The 15,179-nt window shown below is 74.3% G+C and carries 13 protein-coding genes and 1 pseudogene; 7 read left to right on the top strand and 7 right to left on the bottom strand.

Going from position 1 to position 15,179, the window contains the following annotated elements:
• Positions 1 to 16: 16 nt before the first annotated feature.
• Together C2142_RS40980 and C2142_RS35880 are read right to left on the bottom strand one after the other, a co-directional pair.
• Positions 17 to 379: pseudogene (locus C2142_RS40980) on the bottom strand (DUF6624 domain-containing protein); the annotation flags it as partial.
• 106 nt (positions 380 to 485) lie between these two features.
• Positions 486 to 1,085, bottom strand: coding sequence for a TetR/AcrR family transcriptional regulator (locus C2142_RS35880; RefSeq protein WP_148647234.1), 600 nt, complete (start codon positions 1,083 to 1,085; stop codon positions 486 to 488).
• A gap of 56 nt (positions 1,086 to 1,141) precedes the next feature.
• Here C2142_RS35880 and C2142_RS35875 point away from each other — a divergent pair, with 56 nt between their 5' ends.
• A complete protein-coding gene (locus tag C2142_RS35875; RefSeq protein ID WP_148647003.1) occupies positions 1,142 to 2,005 on the top strand; it encodes an alpha/beta hydrolase in 864 nt (287 codons plus the stop codon).
• 76 nt (positions 2,006 to 2,081) lie between these two features.
• On the opposite strand, the gene C2142_RS35870 is transcribed toward C2142_RS35875, so the two are convergent.
• On the bottom strand, positions 2,082 to 2,816 hold the full coding sequence (locus tag C2142_RS35870) for an endonuclease (RefSeq protein WP_241002992.1): 735 nt from the start codon (positions 2,814 to 2,816) through the stop codon (positions 2,082 to 2,084).
• A 233-nt stretch (positions 2,817 to 3,049) separates the two neighbouring features.
• On the opposite strand from C2142_RS35870, the gene murQ reads away from it, so the two are divergent.
• Complete coding sequence (gene murQ / locus C2142_RS35865; RefSeq protein WP_277347297.1) at positions 3,050 to 3,940, top strand: N-acetylmuramic acid 6-phosphate etherase; 891 nt, start codon at positions 3,050 to 3,052, stop codon at positions 3,938 to 3,940.
• Positions 3,941 to 4,030: 90 nt separating this feature from the next.
• Here murQ and C2142_RS35860 read toward each other — a convergent pair whose 3' ends face one another.
• Together C2142_RS35860 and C2142_RS35855 are read right to left on the bottom strand one after the other, a co-directional pair.
• Entirely contained in the window at positions 4,031 to 4,543 is a 513-nt protein-coding gene (locus C2142_RS35860; RefSeq protein ID WP_148647001.1) for an isochorismatase family protein, read from the bottom strand.
• 47 nt (positions 4,544 to 4,590) lie between these two features.
• Positions 4,591 to 5,280, bottom strand: coding sequence for a TetR/AcrR family transcriptional regulator C-terminal domain-containing protein (locus C2142_RS35855; protein WP_148647000.1), 690 nt, complete (start codon positions 5,278 to 5,280; stop codon positions 4,591 to 4,593).
• 195 nt (positions 5,281 to 5,475) lie between these two features.
• Between C2142_RS35855 and C2142_RS35850 the strand changes: the two genes are divergently transcribed.
• The 4 genes from C2142_RS35850 (at position 5,476) to C2142_RS35835 (ending at position 11,178) form a co-directional block, all read left to right on the top strand.
• A complete protein-coding gene (locus tag C2142_RS35850) occupies positions 5,476 to 6,861 on the top strand; it encodes an MFS transporter (protein WP_148646999.1) in 1,386 nt (461 codons plus the stop codon).
• A gap of 365 nt (positions 6,862 to 7,226) precedes the next feature.
• Positions 7,227 to 7,910: a VWA domain-containing protein gene (locus C2142_RS35845; RefSeq protein ID WP_148646998.1), complete on the top strand. Its 684-nt coding sequence runs from the start codon at positions 7,227 to 7,229 to the stop codon at positions 7,908 to 7,910.
• 212 nt (positions 7,911 to 8,122) lie between these two features.
• A complete protein-coding gene (locus C2142_RS35840) occupies positions 8,123 to 9,094 on the top strand; it encodes a protein phosphatase 2C domain-containing protein (protein WP_162002641.1) in 972 nt (323 codons plus the stop codon).
• Positions 9,091 to 11,178 carry a hypothetical protein gene (locus C2142_RS35835; protein WP_148646996.1) on the top strand — a complete coding sequence of 696 codons (2,088 nt, stop codon included), beginning with the start codon at positions 9,091 to 9,093 and terminating at the stop codon, positions 11,176 to 11,178. Before C2142_RS35840 ends, C2142_RS35835 begins: the two co-directional genes overlap by 4 nt.
• 57 nt (positions 11,179 to 11,235) lie before the next feature.
• Here C2142_RS35835 and C2142_RS35830 read toward each other — a convergent pair whose 3' ends face one another.
• Together C2142_RS35830 and C2142_RS35825 are read right to left on the bottom strand one after the other, a co-directional pair.
• Positions 11,236 to 14,028, bottom strand: coding sequence for a tetratricopeptide repeat protein (locus C2142_RS35830; RefSeq protein WP_148646995.1), 2,793 nt, complete (start codon positions 14,026 to 14,028; stop codon positions 11,236 to 11,238).
• A gap of 196 nt (positions 14,029 to 14,224) precedes the next feature.
• A complete protein-coding gene (locus C2142_RS35825) occupies positions 14,225 to 14,614 on the bottom strand; it encodes a hypothetical protein (RefSeq protein ID WP_148646994.1) in 390 nt (129 codons plus the stop codon).
• 49 nt (positions 14,615 to 14,663) lie between these two features.
• Here C2142_RS35825 and C2142_RS40975 point away from each other — a divergent pair.
• Positions 14,664 to 15,179: DUF2231 domain-containing protein (locus C2142_RS40975; protein WP_346766417.1), on the top strand; the 516-nt coding region annotated here is incomplete at its 3' end.

Genomic DNA, 15,179 nt, shown 5'->3' with positions numbered 1-15,179 from the left:
AGTGCCCCGGCCTGCGGGGCGCTCCGGCCCGCGGGGCGATCTGCGTGCCGTAGACCTGCTTCCGCCCTTCGTTCACGAGGGTGCGATCGCGCAGGAAGGCCAGATCGCGCGGGCCGGCAAGACCGTTGACCACCACCTGCTCCATCAGCCGCAGCGCACGCCGCTGAACGTCGAGCCGCCGGTCGGCGTGCTGCGCGATCAGCCACGCGGCCCGGGCCGCGTCCTCACCGACCAGTTCCGCAGTGGGCCACCCGTACGCGTCCATGAGCGTGTTGAGACGATCGGCGTGCTGCACGGTCAAGCGACGCCAGCTGCTCCGCCGGGTCATTGCTGTTCGCCTGGCGCGCGGCCTGGTGTCCTGCGCCGCAGCCGCAGCCAGAGCCGTGGCCGGAGTGAGGCGACGCCGGCGGTCCGGTTGTTCATCGTCCGGCCCGGCTCCTGGGGCCGGGGCACGTGCAGACTCCGGCACCGGTCAGCGCCGCCCCTCACGGCGAGCGGAACAGCTCGTCCAGGTGATGGGTGAGGACCGCCAACGCGGCCTCGCCGGTGCGCTGGCCTCCCAACACGCTTGAGCCGAGGCCGTTGACCATGGCCAGCAGGCCGGCGGCGGTCATCTCGGGGTCCTTGCCGGAATCGATCTCCCCGGCCTGCTGGGCCGCGCGGAGCTGCTTCGCGAGGAAGCCCTCCAGCACCTCCGGCTGTCGCGCGCCGTGCTTCTCCAGCACCTCGGGGTCGCTGAGCACCAGCGTGTAGTAGGCGGCGTAGGTCCTGGTGATCCGGCGGCTTTCCGGATCGGTCGGCAGGATGCACGACAGGATCGCCGTCACGACGCCGCATGGCGTGGGCGGGGAGCCCGCCGCACTGATCCACTGCTCCATGCGGGCCTGAAGCTGGGTGCCGAGCCTGGCCAACGCGTCCAGCAGCAGCCCTTCCTTGGTCGTGAAGTAGTACTGCACGAGGCGCAGGGAGACGCCGGCTTCGGCGGCGACCGCCCGCATGCTGGCCGACTGCAGTCCCTGGGTGTCGGCAATGCGCAGCAGCGCCTCGGCGATCTGTCGTCGACGTTCCTCGTGATCGACCAGCACGCTCATGGATCTCCCTCTCGTGGTACACCCGTATCATGCTGTGATACACATGTATCATGCGAATCAGCCAGTTCAAGAACGATCAGGCCAGGGACCGGTACCGCACCGCCTACGAGCGCACGCTTGCGGAGCTGTGGCCCGGGCAGCGGACGGCGCTCGACGTTCCGACCACGTTCGGGACCACTCGCGTCTACCGGACCGGCCCGCCGAGCGGAGAGCCGATCGTGCTGCTGCCCGGCTCGGGCGGAAACGCGCTGATGTGGCACCGGTACGTCGACGAGCTGGCCCGGCACCGTCCGGTCATCGCCGTCGACGCGATCGGCGAGCCCGGCGCGAGCGTGCAAACCACCCCGATCCGCGACGGCCGGGACGGCGCCGCCTGGCTGGACGAACTCCTGGCCGCACTGGAGGTGCCGGCCGCCCATGTCGTCGGCTGCTCCTACGGCGGCTGGCTGGCGCTCAGCCACCAGATCCACCACCCGGGCCGCACCGCCTCCCTCACACTGGTGGATCCCGCGGGCTTCGCCGACCTCGGACTCCGGTTCTACGCCTGGCTGATCGCCGGCGGACTCGCCTCGGTCGCACCCCGCCGGGTCCGTCCCCGGCTGGCCCGTCTGGTGGGCAACAGCGCCATTCTGGAGAGCGAACTGATGGGCCTGATGCGCGCAGCGATGGGATTCCGCCGCGAACTCCCGGTGCCCCCGGTCTTCCCCGACGAGGAACTGCGCCGTCTGCACGTCCCCGCACTGTTCCTGCTCGGGGCGCGCAGCGCCATCCACGACTCGCGCGAGGTCGCCGACCGCCTCGGCAGGCTGGCGCCCTCGGCCCGGGTGGAGATCGTGCCCGACGCCGGCCACGCGCTGCCGACCGACCGGCCGGACCTGGTGACCGACCGTATCCTCCAGGCCACCGGGCGGTAGGGCCACCGGTTGGCCCCGGCCTCCTGGTACCGCTGAACCCGCCCGTTGCCGAACCCTCCCCCTTGCGCGGACCGCATCACGATGCCGGACGGCAAGCACCCAGACCCGTCAGTTCCGTCCGGCCGGTCATGGTCAGCGCCCGAACGGCTGACGACGGCCTCGTCCCGTCCGAGGTGGCCGACAGCAGCTCGCTCGGCTCGCCGTGCGCCAGGGCGAGCCGGGTCAGCGCAGCGGCCAGGCGGCCCAGGTCCTCGGGCGGGACCAGCTCCGCGAGTCGCGCCGCGGCTCGCGGAAGGCCGAGATCGGCGGCCACGGCGCGGGCGCGGCCGTCGAAGAAGGGCCGCAGCTCCGGCCAGACAGCCTGGGCCTCACGACAGAAGATCCCGGCGCCAACTGGTCCGATCCGCGGGAACTCCCGGAGCAGTTCCTCGACCTTCCCCGGCTCACCGGCCGCCTCGGCCCGCAGCCTCCGGAGGTCGCCGTGCCAGTGGTCGAGCAGGAGGTCGGCGCCCCGGCCGAGGGCGGTCGCGGTGCTCTCGTCGTACCGGACGTAGTGGGCGCGCCCGAGGGCGTCCACCCGGGACTGCCAGCTCGCCGCCGCCATCGCGCGCGGTGTCCGGAAGCCCACAGCAAACAGTTCCCGGGCGGCGGCCACGGCGGTGGCGGCACCGATCCGGACCGAGCAGAGCACGGTGAGCACGAGCAGTTGGTAGAGCGGTGCCGGGGTGTTGCGCAGGGCGATACCGGCCTCCTCGGCGTAGGTGCGGCCGTACCGCTCCAGCAGGGCTGCGACGGTCTGGTCCTGGTTCACGACGCACCTCCCTCCCCCGGCACCTGCCCGGGTTGGCGCCGCCCATGCGCGGGGAGGGTGCCCCCATGGAGAACGCCCCACCCGGGCCCACGCCCGCACCAACACCGGAACCAGCACCAACACCCGCACCCTGGGCACCTGTCGGCCCAGCAGCCGGCCCAGCCACCGGACCACCCGCCGGGCCAACGGACCCACCCGGGGCAGCCCCCACGCCCGGGGCCGCACCCGGACCGGTGACGGAGGCGGTCCGCCCCGAGTGGGCCGGGATCGACCGGATGGCGACGCTCGACCTGCTCCGGCTGATGAACGCCGAGGACCGCACCGTCGCCGTGACGGTCGCCGGCCAACTGCCCGCCATCGCGGCCGTGGTCGACGCGGTCGCCGCCCGGATGGGCCGGGGCGGCCGGCTGGTGTACGTCGGCGCGGGCACGGCCGGACGGCTCGGGGTGCTGGACGCGAGCGAGTGCCCGCCGACCTTCGGGACCGCGCCGGATCAGGTCGTCGGCCTGATCGCGGGCGGGCGATCCGCTCTGGTGAGCGCCGTCGAGGGCGCCGAGGACCGTGCCGACCTCGCCGTCGCCGACGTTTCCGCGTTGGCCCTGACGCCGGCCGACACCGTCGTGGGCGTCTCCGCCTCGGGCCGGACGCCCTACACGGTCGCGGCCGTCCGCCAGGCCCGCGCGGCCGGGGCGCTGACCGTGGGACTGGCCTGCACCCGGGGATCCGCCCTGGTGGCGGCCGCCGAGCTGGGCGTCGAGACCGAGGTCGGGCCCGAGGTGGTGGCGGGCTCCACCCGGCTCAAGGCGGGCACCGCGCAGAAGCTGGTGCTGAACCTTCTCTCGACCGCCGTCATGGTTCGGCTCGGCAAGACGTACGGAAATCTGATGGTCGACGTACGCATGGGGAACGAGAAGCTGCGCGGCCGGGCGCACCGCATCGTCGCGCAGGCCACCGGCGCCGACGAGGCCACCGTCCGAGCGGCGCTGTCGGCGACCGGCGGCCGGGCGAAGGACGCGGCGCTGGTGATCCTCGCCGGGGTGGACGCGCCGACCGCCGCACGGCTGCTCGCCGCCTCCGACGGCCGGCTGCGCGAGGCACTCGAATCCCTGCCGCCGAAGGCCTGAACCGGAGCGGCCGCGCACAGCCCCGGCAGGCCCTTGGCGGTCGCCGGGCGGCGCCACACCGTGCCGGCCAGGGCGCGGGACGGCCCCGGGTCAGCCGAGACGGACGTCCGCGTACCCGGCCACCTCGCCGAAGCGCGGCAGGTTCAGGTCGACGGCCGCCCGGTGCTCCGCCTCCGTCAGGGCGGTCATGGCCTCCTCGACGAACACCAGCTCGTAGCCGAGGTCGGCAGCCGCCCGGGCCGTCGACTCGACGCCGAGGTTGGTCGCGATACCCCCGAACACCAGGGTGTCCACGCCGCGCGCCTGGAGCAGTTCGTGCAGCCCGGTGCCCTGGAAGCCGCCGATGGTGCGCTTGACCACGACGGCGTCGGCGGCCGCCGCGACCTCGGCGGCCAGCTCACTGCCGGGCGGCTGCTCGGTGACGTTCGGGCGCTCGACCCGGACGGCCACCACGGGAGCACCGGCCCTGCGGAAGGCGGCGGCGAGGTCCAACGAGACGGCGAGCGCGTCGGCGCCCGGGCGCGGGGCCAGTGGGACGGCGACGATCCGGTCCATCAGGTCGACCAGAACGAGTGCGGTCCGGGCGGGGTCAAGGGTTCGCATGGCCGTTCACGCTAGCGGATCCGCAGGCCGCCGAACCCGGTCACACCTCACGCCCACCCAAGCCGGTCGGGCTTGCCGGTCGGGCCCTTGCCGGTCGCTCCCCTGCCGGTCGCCTCCTCCGCGGCGATCGCGCCGCGGAAGCCCTCGATCAGCACGCTCAGCCCGTACTCGAAGTCGGCGTCGTGGTCGGTCATCCGCAGGGTGTCGGCGGCCTCCCGCAGCAGCGGCAGTTCGCTCAACGCCTCGTCCGGGAAGGCCGGTTGGGCACGTTCTTCGGCGCCCTGACGCCAGGCCTGCTCCTCGGTGACCCATCCCATGACGTACCGGTCGATCGTGAGCAGCAGTCGCAGGGCCGTTCGCGGGCGCAGCCCGGCCTGGCAGAGTGCGCTCAACTGAGCTTCCACCGCAGGCAGTTCGTCCGCCGTGGGCAGGGTTCCCGCGTGCACGCGGGCGCCGTCCCGGTAGGCGAGGAGGGCGCGCCGCTTGGCGCGGGCGTCCTCGGCGAGCCAGCGCGGCCAGTCCTCCGGCGTCGGCGCGCGGTCGGGCGGCAGGGCGTCGGCCAGCATGGCCTCCGCCATCAGGTCGAGCAGCTCCCGCTTGTTCTTGAAGTGCCAGTACAACGCCGGGGACTGGACGCCGAGTTCGCGCGCGAGGCGGCGTGTGGTGAGCCCGTCGATGCCGACCTCGTTGAGCAGGCGCAGGGCGGTCCGGACCACCTCTTCGCGTTGCAGTGCCATGCCGCTCCGACCTCCTGTCCACCTGTGCCATGTCCGCCGCGTGCGCCGCATCCGCCTTGTGCGCCGCTTCGGGCGCGACGACCGCACCTCCGGCGCCTGCCGCCTCCGCTGTTAATCGCTTGGACCGCCACCTTATCGCTGCTAAGTTCCGCGTCGGAATTTATCAGTGATAAGGACGAAGGGACCGATGCCGCGATGAGCACGCGGACGAATGCCCGGGACGACCGCCTCCCCCACGACCACCCCTCCCGCATCCGCCGCCTCGGGTCCCGGCTGCTGCCGAACACCACCCCGTGGCGGTCGTCCCGCGACTTCCGGCTGACCTGGACCTCCGGCACCGTCACCCTGCTGGGCTCGGTCTTCACGATGACCGCGATCCCCTTGCAGATCGCCGACCTCACCGGCTCGCCGTTGGCCGTCGGCGCGGTCGGTGCGGTGGAGCTGCTCCCGACGATCGTGCTGGGGCTGTACGGCGGGGTGCTCGCCGACCGGGCCGACCGGCGGACGGTCGCCCTGGTGACCGAGCTCGCGCTGGCCACACTGAGTTCGTTACTGCTGGTCAACGCGATGCTCGGCACTCCGATGCTGTGGCCGCTCTACGCCGCGGCCGGCGGTGCGGCGGCGCTCCAGGGGATCCAGCAGCCCTCGGTGGAGGCGATGATCCCGCGCCTGGTGCCGCACGACCAGCTGGTCGCGGCGGGCGCGCTGCTCTCACTGCGGTGGAGCATCGCCGGGCTGGCGGCCCCGGCAGCCGCCGGCGTCGTCATCGCGACGGCGGGGGCACCGTGCGCCTACCTGATCGACCTGGCCACCTTCCTGGTCTCGATCGCCCTGCTCGCCCGGGTCCGCCCCGTCCCGTCGGAGCGCGACGCCGAGGCCCCGCAGCTGCGCGAGTTCGCCGAGGGGGCGCGGTACGCGGGGCGGCGGCCGGACCTGGTCGGCACCTACCTGGTCGACCTCGCGGCCACGGTGTTCACCCTGCCCACGGCGGTTTTCCCTTTCCTCGCCCAGGAGTTGGACGCCCTCTGGGCCCTCGGGATGCTCTACTCGGCCTCGGCGGCGGGGGCCCTGCTGGCCGCCGCGACCAGTGGCTGGACCGAGCGGGTGCACCGGCACGGCCGGCTCGTCCTGGCCTCCGGCGCGCTGGTCGGTGCCGCGATGGTCGCGGCCGCCTTCGGCGGGGGCGCCGGCGGTGGCGCCCATGGGGCCGTCTGGGTGGTGCTGGCCTGCCTCGCGGTCGCGGGCGCCGCCAACTGGGTCGGCGACACCTTCCGCACCGCGATCTGGAACCAGTCCATCCCGGACGAACTCCGCGGGCGCGCAGCCGGGTTGGAGATTCTGATCGGCTCTACCGGACCCGCGCTCGGCGACATCCGGGCCGGTGGACTCGCCGCCCGTTACGGCATCCGTGCCGCCCTCCGCACCGGTGGACTGGCCTGCCTCGCATCCACCGGGGTACTGGCCGCCGCACTGCCCGCCCTCTGGCGCTACGACCAGCGCACCGACCCGCACGCGGCGGCGGTCCGCACCGCGCAGGAGGACGCCCAGCCCCGGAGCGAGGCCGGTGAACCGGCGACCTGATGCACGGGGCCCACGCGCCGGGGCTCAACCGCACCGGCGAACCGAGGCACCGACGAGCCGAGACACCGGCGCACGGACACACCAGCGGACGGAGGCCCCGGCACACGGACACACCACGCACGGACACACCACGCACAGACGCACCACGCACAGACGCACCGCACACGAACACACCAGCTAACTGATCATCAACAATCAACCCGGAAGCCCGAGTTCCGCAGATCACCCGTCACAATCCGTAGACCGACCGCGTTGGTGCGGCTACTGTCGAAGCGCTTGACGACGATCGTCCTCACGGGGGTGCGGACCGGGACGGTCGGCCGAACCGCCCGGGTCCGCCACGGTGAGGAAGCGAAGGAGAACCGGTGGCTGACGTCAAGGGTGTGCTGCTGCCCGCCTACGTGGTGGCCGACGAGTCCGGGTCGATGGCGGTCTGCGAGCGGGAGCTCACCGACGGCCTGGTCTCCCTCCACGAGTCGCTCCGGGGCGCGCCGATGCTCGCGGACAAGGTGCGGTTGGCGATCGTGGGATTCGCGGACGACGTGGAGGAGCGCCTGGCACTGACCGACGTCCGCAACGAGGTGCGCCTGCCCCAGTTCGTCATCCGGGGCCTGACCAGCTACGGGGCCGCGTTCCAGGACCTGCTCCGGCGGATCCCCGACGACGTGGCCCGGCTGAAGCGGGAGGGGTACCTGGTACACCGCCCGGTCGTCTTCTTCCTGAGCGACGGCGCCCCCACCGACGGCGAGGCGTGGCGCACTCCCCACCGGCAGCTCACCGACAAGGGCGTCACCAAGGCCGCCCCGAACATCATCGCGGTCGGCGTGGGCCATGCCGAGGCCCGGACGATGGTGGAGGTCGCCACCCGCCCGGAGTTCGCCTTCGTCTCCGTGCCCGGGGCCGACGTCGGCCGCTCCATCACGGTGTTCTTCGAGATGCTGACGGAGAGCCTCATCCAGTCGGGCAACACCCTGGTGAACAACAGGCCCGAGCTGATCATCCAAAAGCCCGACCCGAACCTGATGCGCGTGGCGATCGACATGGTGTGACCGTGGAACGGCAGATCATCCCTCCTGGACGGGACACCTCACCGGGCGGCCCCGCCCGTCCGACGACACCTCCGCCGCCGCCCTACGCACCCGGCGCACACACCGCGCCGAACACCCGCACGCCGTTCCCGGGCGGGCCCCGGCCCGATCCGGACCGGTGGTCCCCGATCGTCGTCGACCGCGCGGGTCCGGTCTTCGAACCCCGGCCGCCGGTGGGACAGTACTTCCGGGCGGACACCGAGTCCGACGGGTGGTCGACGGATCACGCCCGGCTGCGGCTGGCGTCCGTCCGCGGCAACTCCCACCGCTACTACCGCAAGCCCCGCCAGGACTCCGCCGCCGCGACCGTCCACGCCACTTCGGAGACGATCGTGTTCGCCGTCGCCGACGGTGTGTCGGCGGCGAGGCTCCCCGAGCTCGGCTCCATGCTGGCCTGCGAGGCCGCGATCGGGGCCGTACTCCGGCAACTGGACGCGGGCCAGGGCGAGCTCGACTGGGCTGCCGTGGTGCGACAGGCGGCGGCGGCGCTGACGCAGCGGGCCAGGGCGATCCTGGCCGGCACCGGCCCGGTCCCCGGTGCCGCACCCGCAGCGAGCCCCGCACCACATCCCGCACCTCCACCCGCACCCGCAGCGAGCCCCACGCCGCATCCCGCAGCCGTACCCGAGCCAAGCCCCACCCGCGCGCCGCACCCCGCCCCGGCAGCACATCCCGCCCCCGATCCGGCCCAGGTGGAACGGTTGCTCGCCACCACCCTCGTCGTCGGGACGGCACGGCCGGTGCCCGGTGGGCTGGAGGTCCGGCTGTCCAGGGCCGGTGACTCCGGGGCGTGGCTCCTCGACCTCGACCGGGCCGCGTACCGTCCGCTCTTCGCACCGAAGTACGACCCGGACGCCGTCATCGTCTCCAACGCGGTGGTCCCGCTCCCCCGGTGCCCGGACCCGGCGGAGCTGGGCGGGTGCCTGCTCGTCGCGGGACAGGTGTTGCTGGTGGGCACCGACGGCTTCGGTGACCCGTTGGGCGACGGGGACGGTCAGGTGGGCGCACTGTTCGCCCGGGAGCTGGCCGAGCCGCCCTCGGCCGCCTGGCTGGCACACGTCCTGGACTTCTCCCGCCAGACCTTCGACGACGACCGGACGCTGATCGCGATCTGGCCGGGCGCAGGGGCGGGACGGCCCGCATGACGGACCTCGGCCGGACCGTCGACCTCGACGCCCTCACCCTCGGCGCGAACCTGGGCAAGGGCGGCCAGGGCACCGTCCGCCTGGTCCAGGGGCGCACGGTCGACGGGGGGCCGGCCGTCTACAAGGAGTACCTGCCGGAGGTGCTGCCCTCGCTGGACGTGGCGGCCCTGCGCTCGATGGTGGACCTGCCGGTCGGGCCGGCCGGTGAGGACACCCGCTGGCTGCTCCAGCGCACGGCGTGGCCCGCCGCGCTGGTGACGAGGAACGGGGCTGCCACGGGGTTCCTGATGCGGAAGGTCCCCGACGAGTTCGCGTTCGACTACCAGGGGCTCAGCCCGAGCGGTTCGGGCCGCAGGCTGGCGAACTTCGAGTTCCTGCTGAACCGCGACGACTACGTGGCCGGGATCGGTCTGAAGATCACCCCACGCCATCGGCTGAACCTGCTCGCGGGCCTCGCCGAAACGCTGGACCGGCTGCACGGGCTCGGCATCGCGGTCGGCGACCTCTCCCCGCGGAACGTGCTGTTCACGAACGGAGCCGGCGCGGCCTCGTTCCTCATCGACTGCGACGCCATGAGGGTCCACGGCCGGAGCGCGCTGCCCCAGGCCGAGACGCCCGGATGGCAGCTTCCCCCGGGCGAGGAGAAGGCGACCCGGCAGGGTGACGCCTTCAAGTTCGGTCTGCTGGCCATCCGGCTGATCGCCCGGGAGCAGGGCGCGACCGACCCTCAGGTGCTGGCCCGCGTCGATCGCGAACTGGCCGACCTGGCACGGAGAAGTCAGCTCGTCACACCGTCCGGCCGGCCGGCACCCGGTGAGTGGGTCCTCGCGCTCAGGCGCGCCGCGGTGCGCGCCTCGACCAGACCGGCCACCGCGTCACGGCCGATCCCGCGACCGTCGAGTGGGACGGCCTCCCCCGGGCTGCCCGGGCCGGGCGTGCCCGGCCCGGGCAGCCCGGTCGGCTCACCGGTTCCCGCCGGTCCGCCACACGGCTCGTCGGGCACCTCCCCGGGCACCCCCCGAGGCGGCTCGGCAAGTGGGCCGGCAGGCGGCTCGGCAGGTGGATCGGCGGGCGGTCCATCGGGCGGTGGGAACGGGTCCGGCTCCGCGGCCGGCAAGGCCGTCGCGATCGTCCTCGGGATCATCCTGCTGCTCGCGTGGGTCAACTCCCACCGATCCAGCAGCCCTTCCCCGGAACCGCCGGGCCCCGTGACGGCCGCCATCGGCGGGACCGTCCCGAAGCCTCCCGTCCCGAAGCCTCCCGTCCCTCTGCCGCCCGTTCCGAAACCGCCTCCCGTACCCACCCCACCGCCCGTCCCCACACCCGTACCCACGCCACCGCCCGCACCGGTACCACCGCCGCAACCCGCGCCTCCGCCGCCCCCGCCACCCCCGCCGCCCCCGCCGCCGGACCCGGTGGAGACCGCCCGGTCCGGTGACTGCTTCGACAACACCGGGACCGAACAGCAGGCCAAGCTCAAGCCGGCGGACTGCGGTGACGGCGTCTTCAAGGTGGTCAAGGTCCTCGCGGGCACCACGGACAAGAGCGGCTGCGACGACGCCGTCAACGGGACGGCGAGCATCACGTACACGCAGTTCAACCGCGTCCTCTGCCTGAGCTACCAGAACCGGAACACCGCCTACTACGCCAAGCCCGGGCAGTGCGTCTACGGCGGCCCCGTCAACTCCCCCTGGAGCCTTCAGACCTGTCGGCCGGGCACCTTCACCGTACTGGCCCGCACCCAGGGGGAGAGCGCCGGCAGCTGGTGCGACTCGACGGAGGGCTACCAGCTGAGCGAGTACTTCAGCGTCCCCCGGTGGCCCGGCCAGAGCATGCGGCTCTGCCTCTCGATGAACTACCCCGACGCGATGGGGCGGGCCGTGGTGAACCAGTGCATGAGCAAGAGCGGCTCGGGCAGCCAGGTGACCTTCACCGCCGTCTCCTGCGGTCAGGCCAACGTCGTGGTGACGGGCCGGACCCCGGCGTACCACGACATCGCCTTCTGCCGCGGGGACGGCGCGACCTGGTGGCAGCCCCCCGAGTACCCCAACCTCGGCTACACGGTCTGCTACCGGGCCCGCTGAGACCGGCCGGAGGGGAGCCGCCGTCACCCCACCGGACCGGTCACCCCACCGGACCGGTCACCCCGCCGGACCGGGCGCGCCCGCCGCCATCGCCGCCAGGGCGGCGGCGGCCGCTCCGGTCCTCGGGTGGTCGTCACCGAAGATCCGCCGGGCGAGCGCGAGGGCCGTACGGCCGGCCGGCACCGCCCGTTCGGCGTCCCCCAGCCGGTGGTACGCGGCCGCGAGGACCTCGCAGTGCAGCAGGTACCGGGGGTGGTCCTCGCCGAAGGTCCACTTCGCGACGAGGAAGAGCCCGTCCAGCACCTCGTGGACGGCGGCGTGCTCGGCGGCCATCCCCACCGCGCGCGCCAGCGTCAGGTCGGCCTGGAACTCCCGGGAGTCCAGGTCGTCCTCCCCGAGGACCCGCCGGCACCCGGCCAGTGCCTCCGTGAGCGGCGCCTCCGCCGCCCTGACGTCGCCCGCCTGGAGGTACGCGCAGCCCAGGCCGCGCTGGAGGGCGATCGTCTCCCCGTGGTCATCCCCGAGAACGCGCCGGGCGTCGGACAGCACCTGGGTGTACAGGGGAACCGCCCGTTCGAGGTCGCCGATCTCGGCTCGGGCCTCGGCGAGCAGCCGGGCCACGGGCACCGCGCCGGGGTGGCCGGGGCCGAGGAGGCGCCGGGCATCGGCGGCCGCCCGCTCGGCCAGGGGGAGGGCCCGCAGGGTGTCGTGCGACGCGAGGTGGGCGGCCGCGAGGTTGTGACGGGACGCCAGGGTGTCCGGGTGGTCCTCGCCGAGGACCCGGCGGCGGTCGTCGAGGTTCCGCTCCAGCAGGGCGACCGCCCGCTCGGAATCGCCCGCCTCACCCACCGCGCAGGCGAGGTTGTTCCGTGTGGACAGCGTGGTCGGGTGGTCCTCGCCCAGCACGCGGAGGCTGGTGTCCAGGGTCTGTTCCAGCAGGGCGCACGCCCGCCGGATGTCGCCGACCAGCCCGCAGGCGACGGCCAGGTTGTTCCGGTTGTGCAGGGTGTTCGGATGATCCGGACCGAGGGCCACCAGCAGGCCGGCGAGGTTCTGCTCCAGGAGCGCGATCGCCCGGAGCACGTCGCCGGAGTCGGAGTAGGCGGAGGCGAGGGCCTCACCGCAGACCATCGTGTTCGGGTGGTCCCGGCCGATGACCCGCTGGTAGTCGGCGAGGTTGCGTTCGAGGAGGGCGACGGCCCGCTCGACCTCACCCGTGTTCTTCAACCAGGTGAGCGCGAGGTTGGTCCGCGCCCGCAGGGTCGCCACGTGGTCCTCGCCGAGGACGCGGCGCATGGCCGCGACGGTCTGCTCGAACAGGGGCACAGCCCGGCCGGCGTCACCTGCCACGCGCAGTGCGTCGGCGAGGTTGTGGGTGCAGATCAGGGTGTTGGGGTCGTCCGGCCCGGCCAGGCGCCGGAAGCCGTCGGCGGCCCGGCGCAGGTGGGCGATCCCGGTCCCGAGGTCGCCGCGGAGGCGGGCGAAGACGCCGGCCTGGTTGAGGAGGCCTGCGGTGTGCAGGTTGTCGGTGTCGGCCGCGGCGTGCTCGGCCAGGGCGGCGACGTGGCCGGACAGGCGCTGCCAGCCCGCCCAGGTGCGCACCTCCGTCGGCGTGCCGGGCATCGCCGCGACCAGCAGTGCGGTGGCCTGCGTGCGCGCCCTGGCGACCGCGTCCGGCGTGCGGTGCGGATCCTCGGGGTCGGGCGTCCGGGCGAGTGCCTGGACCAGCCGGTGGACCGTCAGGCAGGGCTCGGACCCACCACCGGCGAGGTCCCCGGGCTCGCGCGTGATCATGCTGTAGGCCGCGAGGCGGCCGAGTGCGTGCGTCAGCTCCGGCTCGTCCGCCAGGCCGTCGAGCAGCCCGCGGGCGATCGCGTCCGGGGCGAACCAGGCCAGCACCCGCAGGACCTCCGCGGCCAGCGGGGTGCCGGCGAGACGGTCCAACGTGACGCGCCACACCCGGGCGATCGTGCGCCCCGGGTCGGTGCCCTCGTCGCCCCGGGCGTACACCGCGGCCGGGTGCTCGGCGATCAGGCGGACGTAGTCGCGGCCGGACAGGCCGGTCTGCGCGAGGTAGGCGCCCGCCTGGACGACGGCCAGCGGGAGGAAGCCCAGCACCGCGCACACCTCCCGGCCGCCGTCCGGGCCGCCCGGTCCGGCCTTCGCGCTCGCACCGAGCAGCCGGATCGCGTCCTCGGCGGTCAACGACCCGAGGGGCTGCTCGCCCGCCCCGATCCGGTGCCAGCCGACCGTACTGCGGCTGGTGACCAGGATCCGGCCCCTGTCCCCGACCGCGGCCAGCAGCGGGGCGACGTCCTCGGCGGTCTCGGCGTTGTCGAGCACCACCAGCCAGTCCCGGTGTTCCGACAGCCAGGCGACGGCCCGCTCGACCAGCGCCTCGGACGGCAGGACGGCCAGCGAGGGTTCGAGTGCGAGGGCGAACCCGCGCAGGCCCGCCGCGATCCCCGCCGGATCGTCGGCCGTGATCCACACGATCTGGCGGTACCGGTGCGCGGACGTCAGCGCGTGGTGCGCGGCCAGGGCGCTCTTGCCCACCCCGCCGAGCCCGTGCACCACGTGCACCGCGGCCCCCGGCCCGGCGGCCAGGGCGCGCTCGATCCGGGACAGCTCCCCGGCGCGGCCGACGAACAGCGGCACCGGTCCGGGCATCCCCACCGGCGCCGCGGTCGGCGGGACTTCGGCCACCGCGCGCAGCGCGGGGAACCGCGTGACGGTGATCGGCGAATGGTCCCCCGTGGTGATCTGCCCGTAGTTCGGCCCGCCGACCGCCACCGACCTGGCGCCACCGGCGACCACGCGGATGCCGGGCCCCGGCACCGCCTGGCTCATCGCGGCCCCGCTCCGGACAGCCCATCCCCCTCGGGCACGACGACTCCCCCTCCACCGCGGTGGCCCATGGCCGTACTCCCAGCAGCGTAGCCGCGAACCCCGCGCCGGAGGGGTGTCCTGCACGACCCCGGCCGGCGCAGCACCGCTCCGTCCGACCTACCGACCTACCGACCTACCGACCTACCGACCTACCGACCTACCGACCGGGATGCTCGACGAGTTCCGTCCGGTGCACCAGCGCGACGGCCCGGCCGTCCAGAAGGACCAGCGCCGCGTCGTGGCCGGCGCCGACGGATGCCCGGGCGACGGACAGCGGCTGGCCGATGCCGACGGTCGGCAGGGGTGGGGCCAGCAGTCCGCCGACCTGGCCCACCAGGCTGTCCGGCTTGGCGCGGCCGTCGGCGAGCGCGCCCTCGACGGCCGCCGTGGAGAGCGAGCCGACGACCTCCGTGGCGCTGACCCCGTTGGGAGGGCCGTCCCTCCCCGTGGGTCGGCGGCGGCGCGACGGCGGGGCGCCAGGACGGGGGTGAACCGCGCGACGGAGCCTCCGCCCGGGCGGTCGGGCGGCGCAGGAAGGGGCGGACACCGGAGGTCCGCAGGCGTTTGGGATCGCGGGCAGTGGCCACCCGCTCATCATGGACACCATTGCACGCATCTCCCCCTGGTCCCGGCGGCTGCGCGGTGCACTGGACGCGCCGGCCGGCTGGGACTTCCTGGACGCTCCGGCCGGGACGCTGCACGACGCGGTCGCGGCGCTGCCGCTCGGGCCGTTCCGTGACGTCCTGCACGGCGTCCCGCTCGGGCACCCGCTGCACCCGGCCCTGGTCCAGGTGCCGATCGGGTGCTGGCTCTCCGCGGGTCTGCTCGACCTGACCGGCGACGACCCCCGGGCGGCGGGCCTGCTGGTCGCGGCGGGCCTGGTCACCGCCGGCCCCGCCGCCCTGGCGGGCTGGACCGACTGGGCGCAGCTGGACCCGCCGCGGAGCCGGACCGGCCTGGTGCACGCGGCCTGCAACACGACGGGCATCGTGCTGTACACGGGCTCCCTGCTGGCCCGGTGCCGCGGGCGCGGTCCGCTCGGGCGGCTGCTCGGCCTGGCCGGGCTGGGCGCCGTCTCGGCCGGTGCGGCGATCGGCGGGCACCTACCACCA

Origin of the sequence: Streptomyces sp. CB01881 (assembly GCF_002953255.1) — a bacterium.
Taxonomy (GTDB): domain Bacteria; phylum Actinomycetota; class Actinomycetes; order Streptomycetales; family Streptomycetaceae; genus Kitasatospora.
This window is presented reverse-complemented; position numbering and strand designations above follow the sequence as displayed.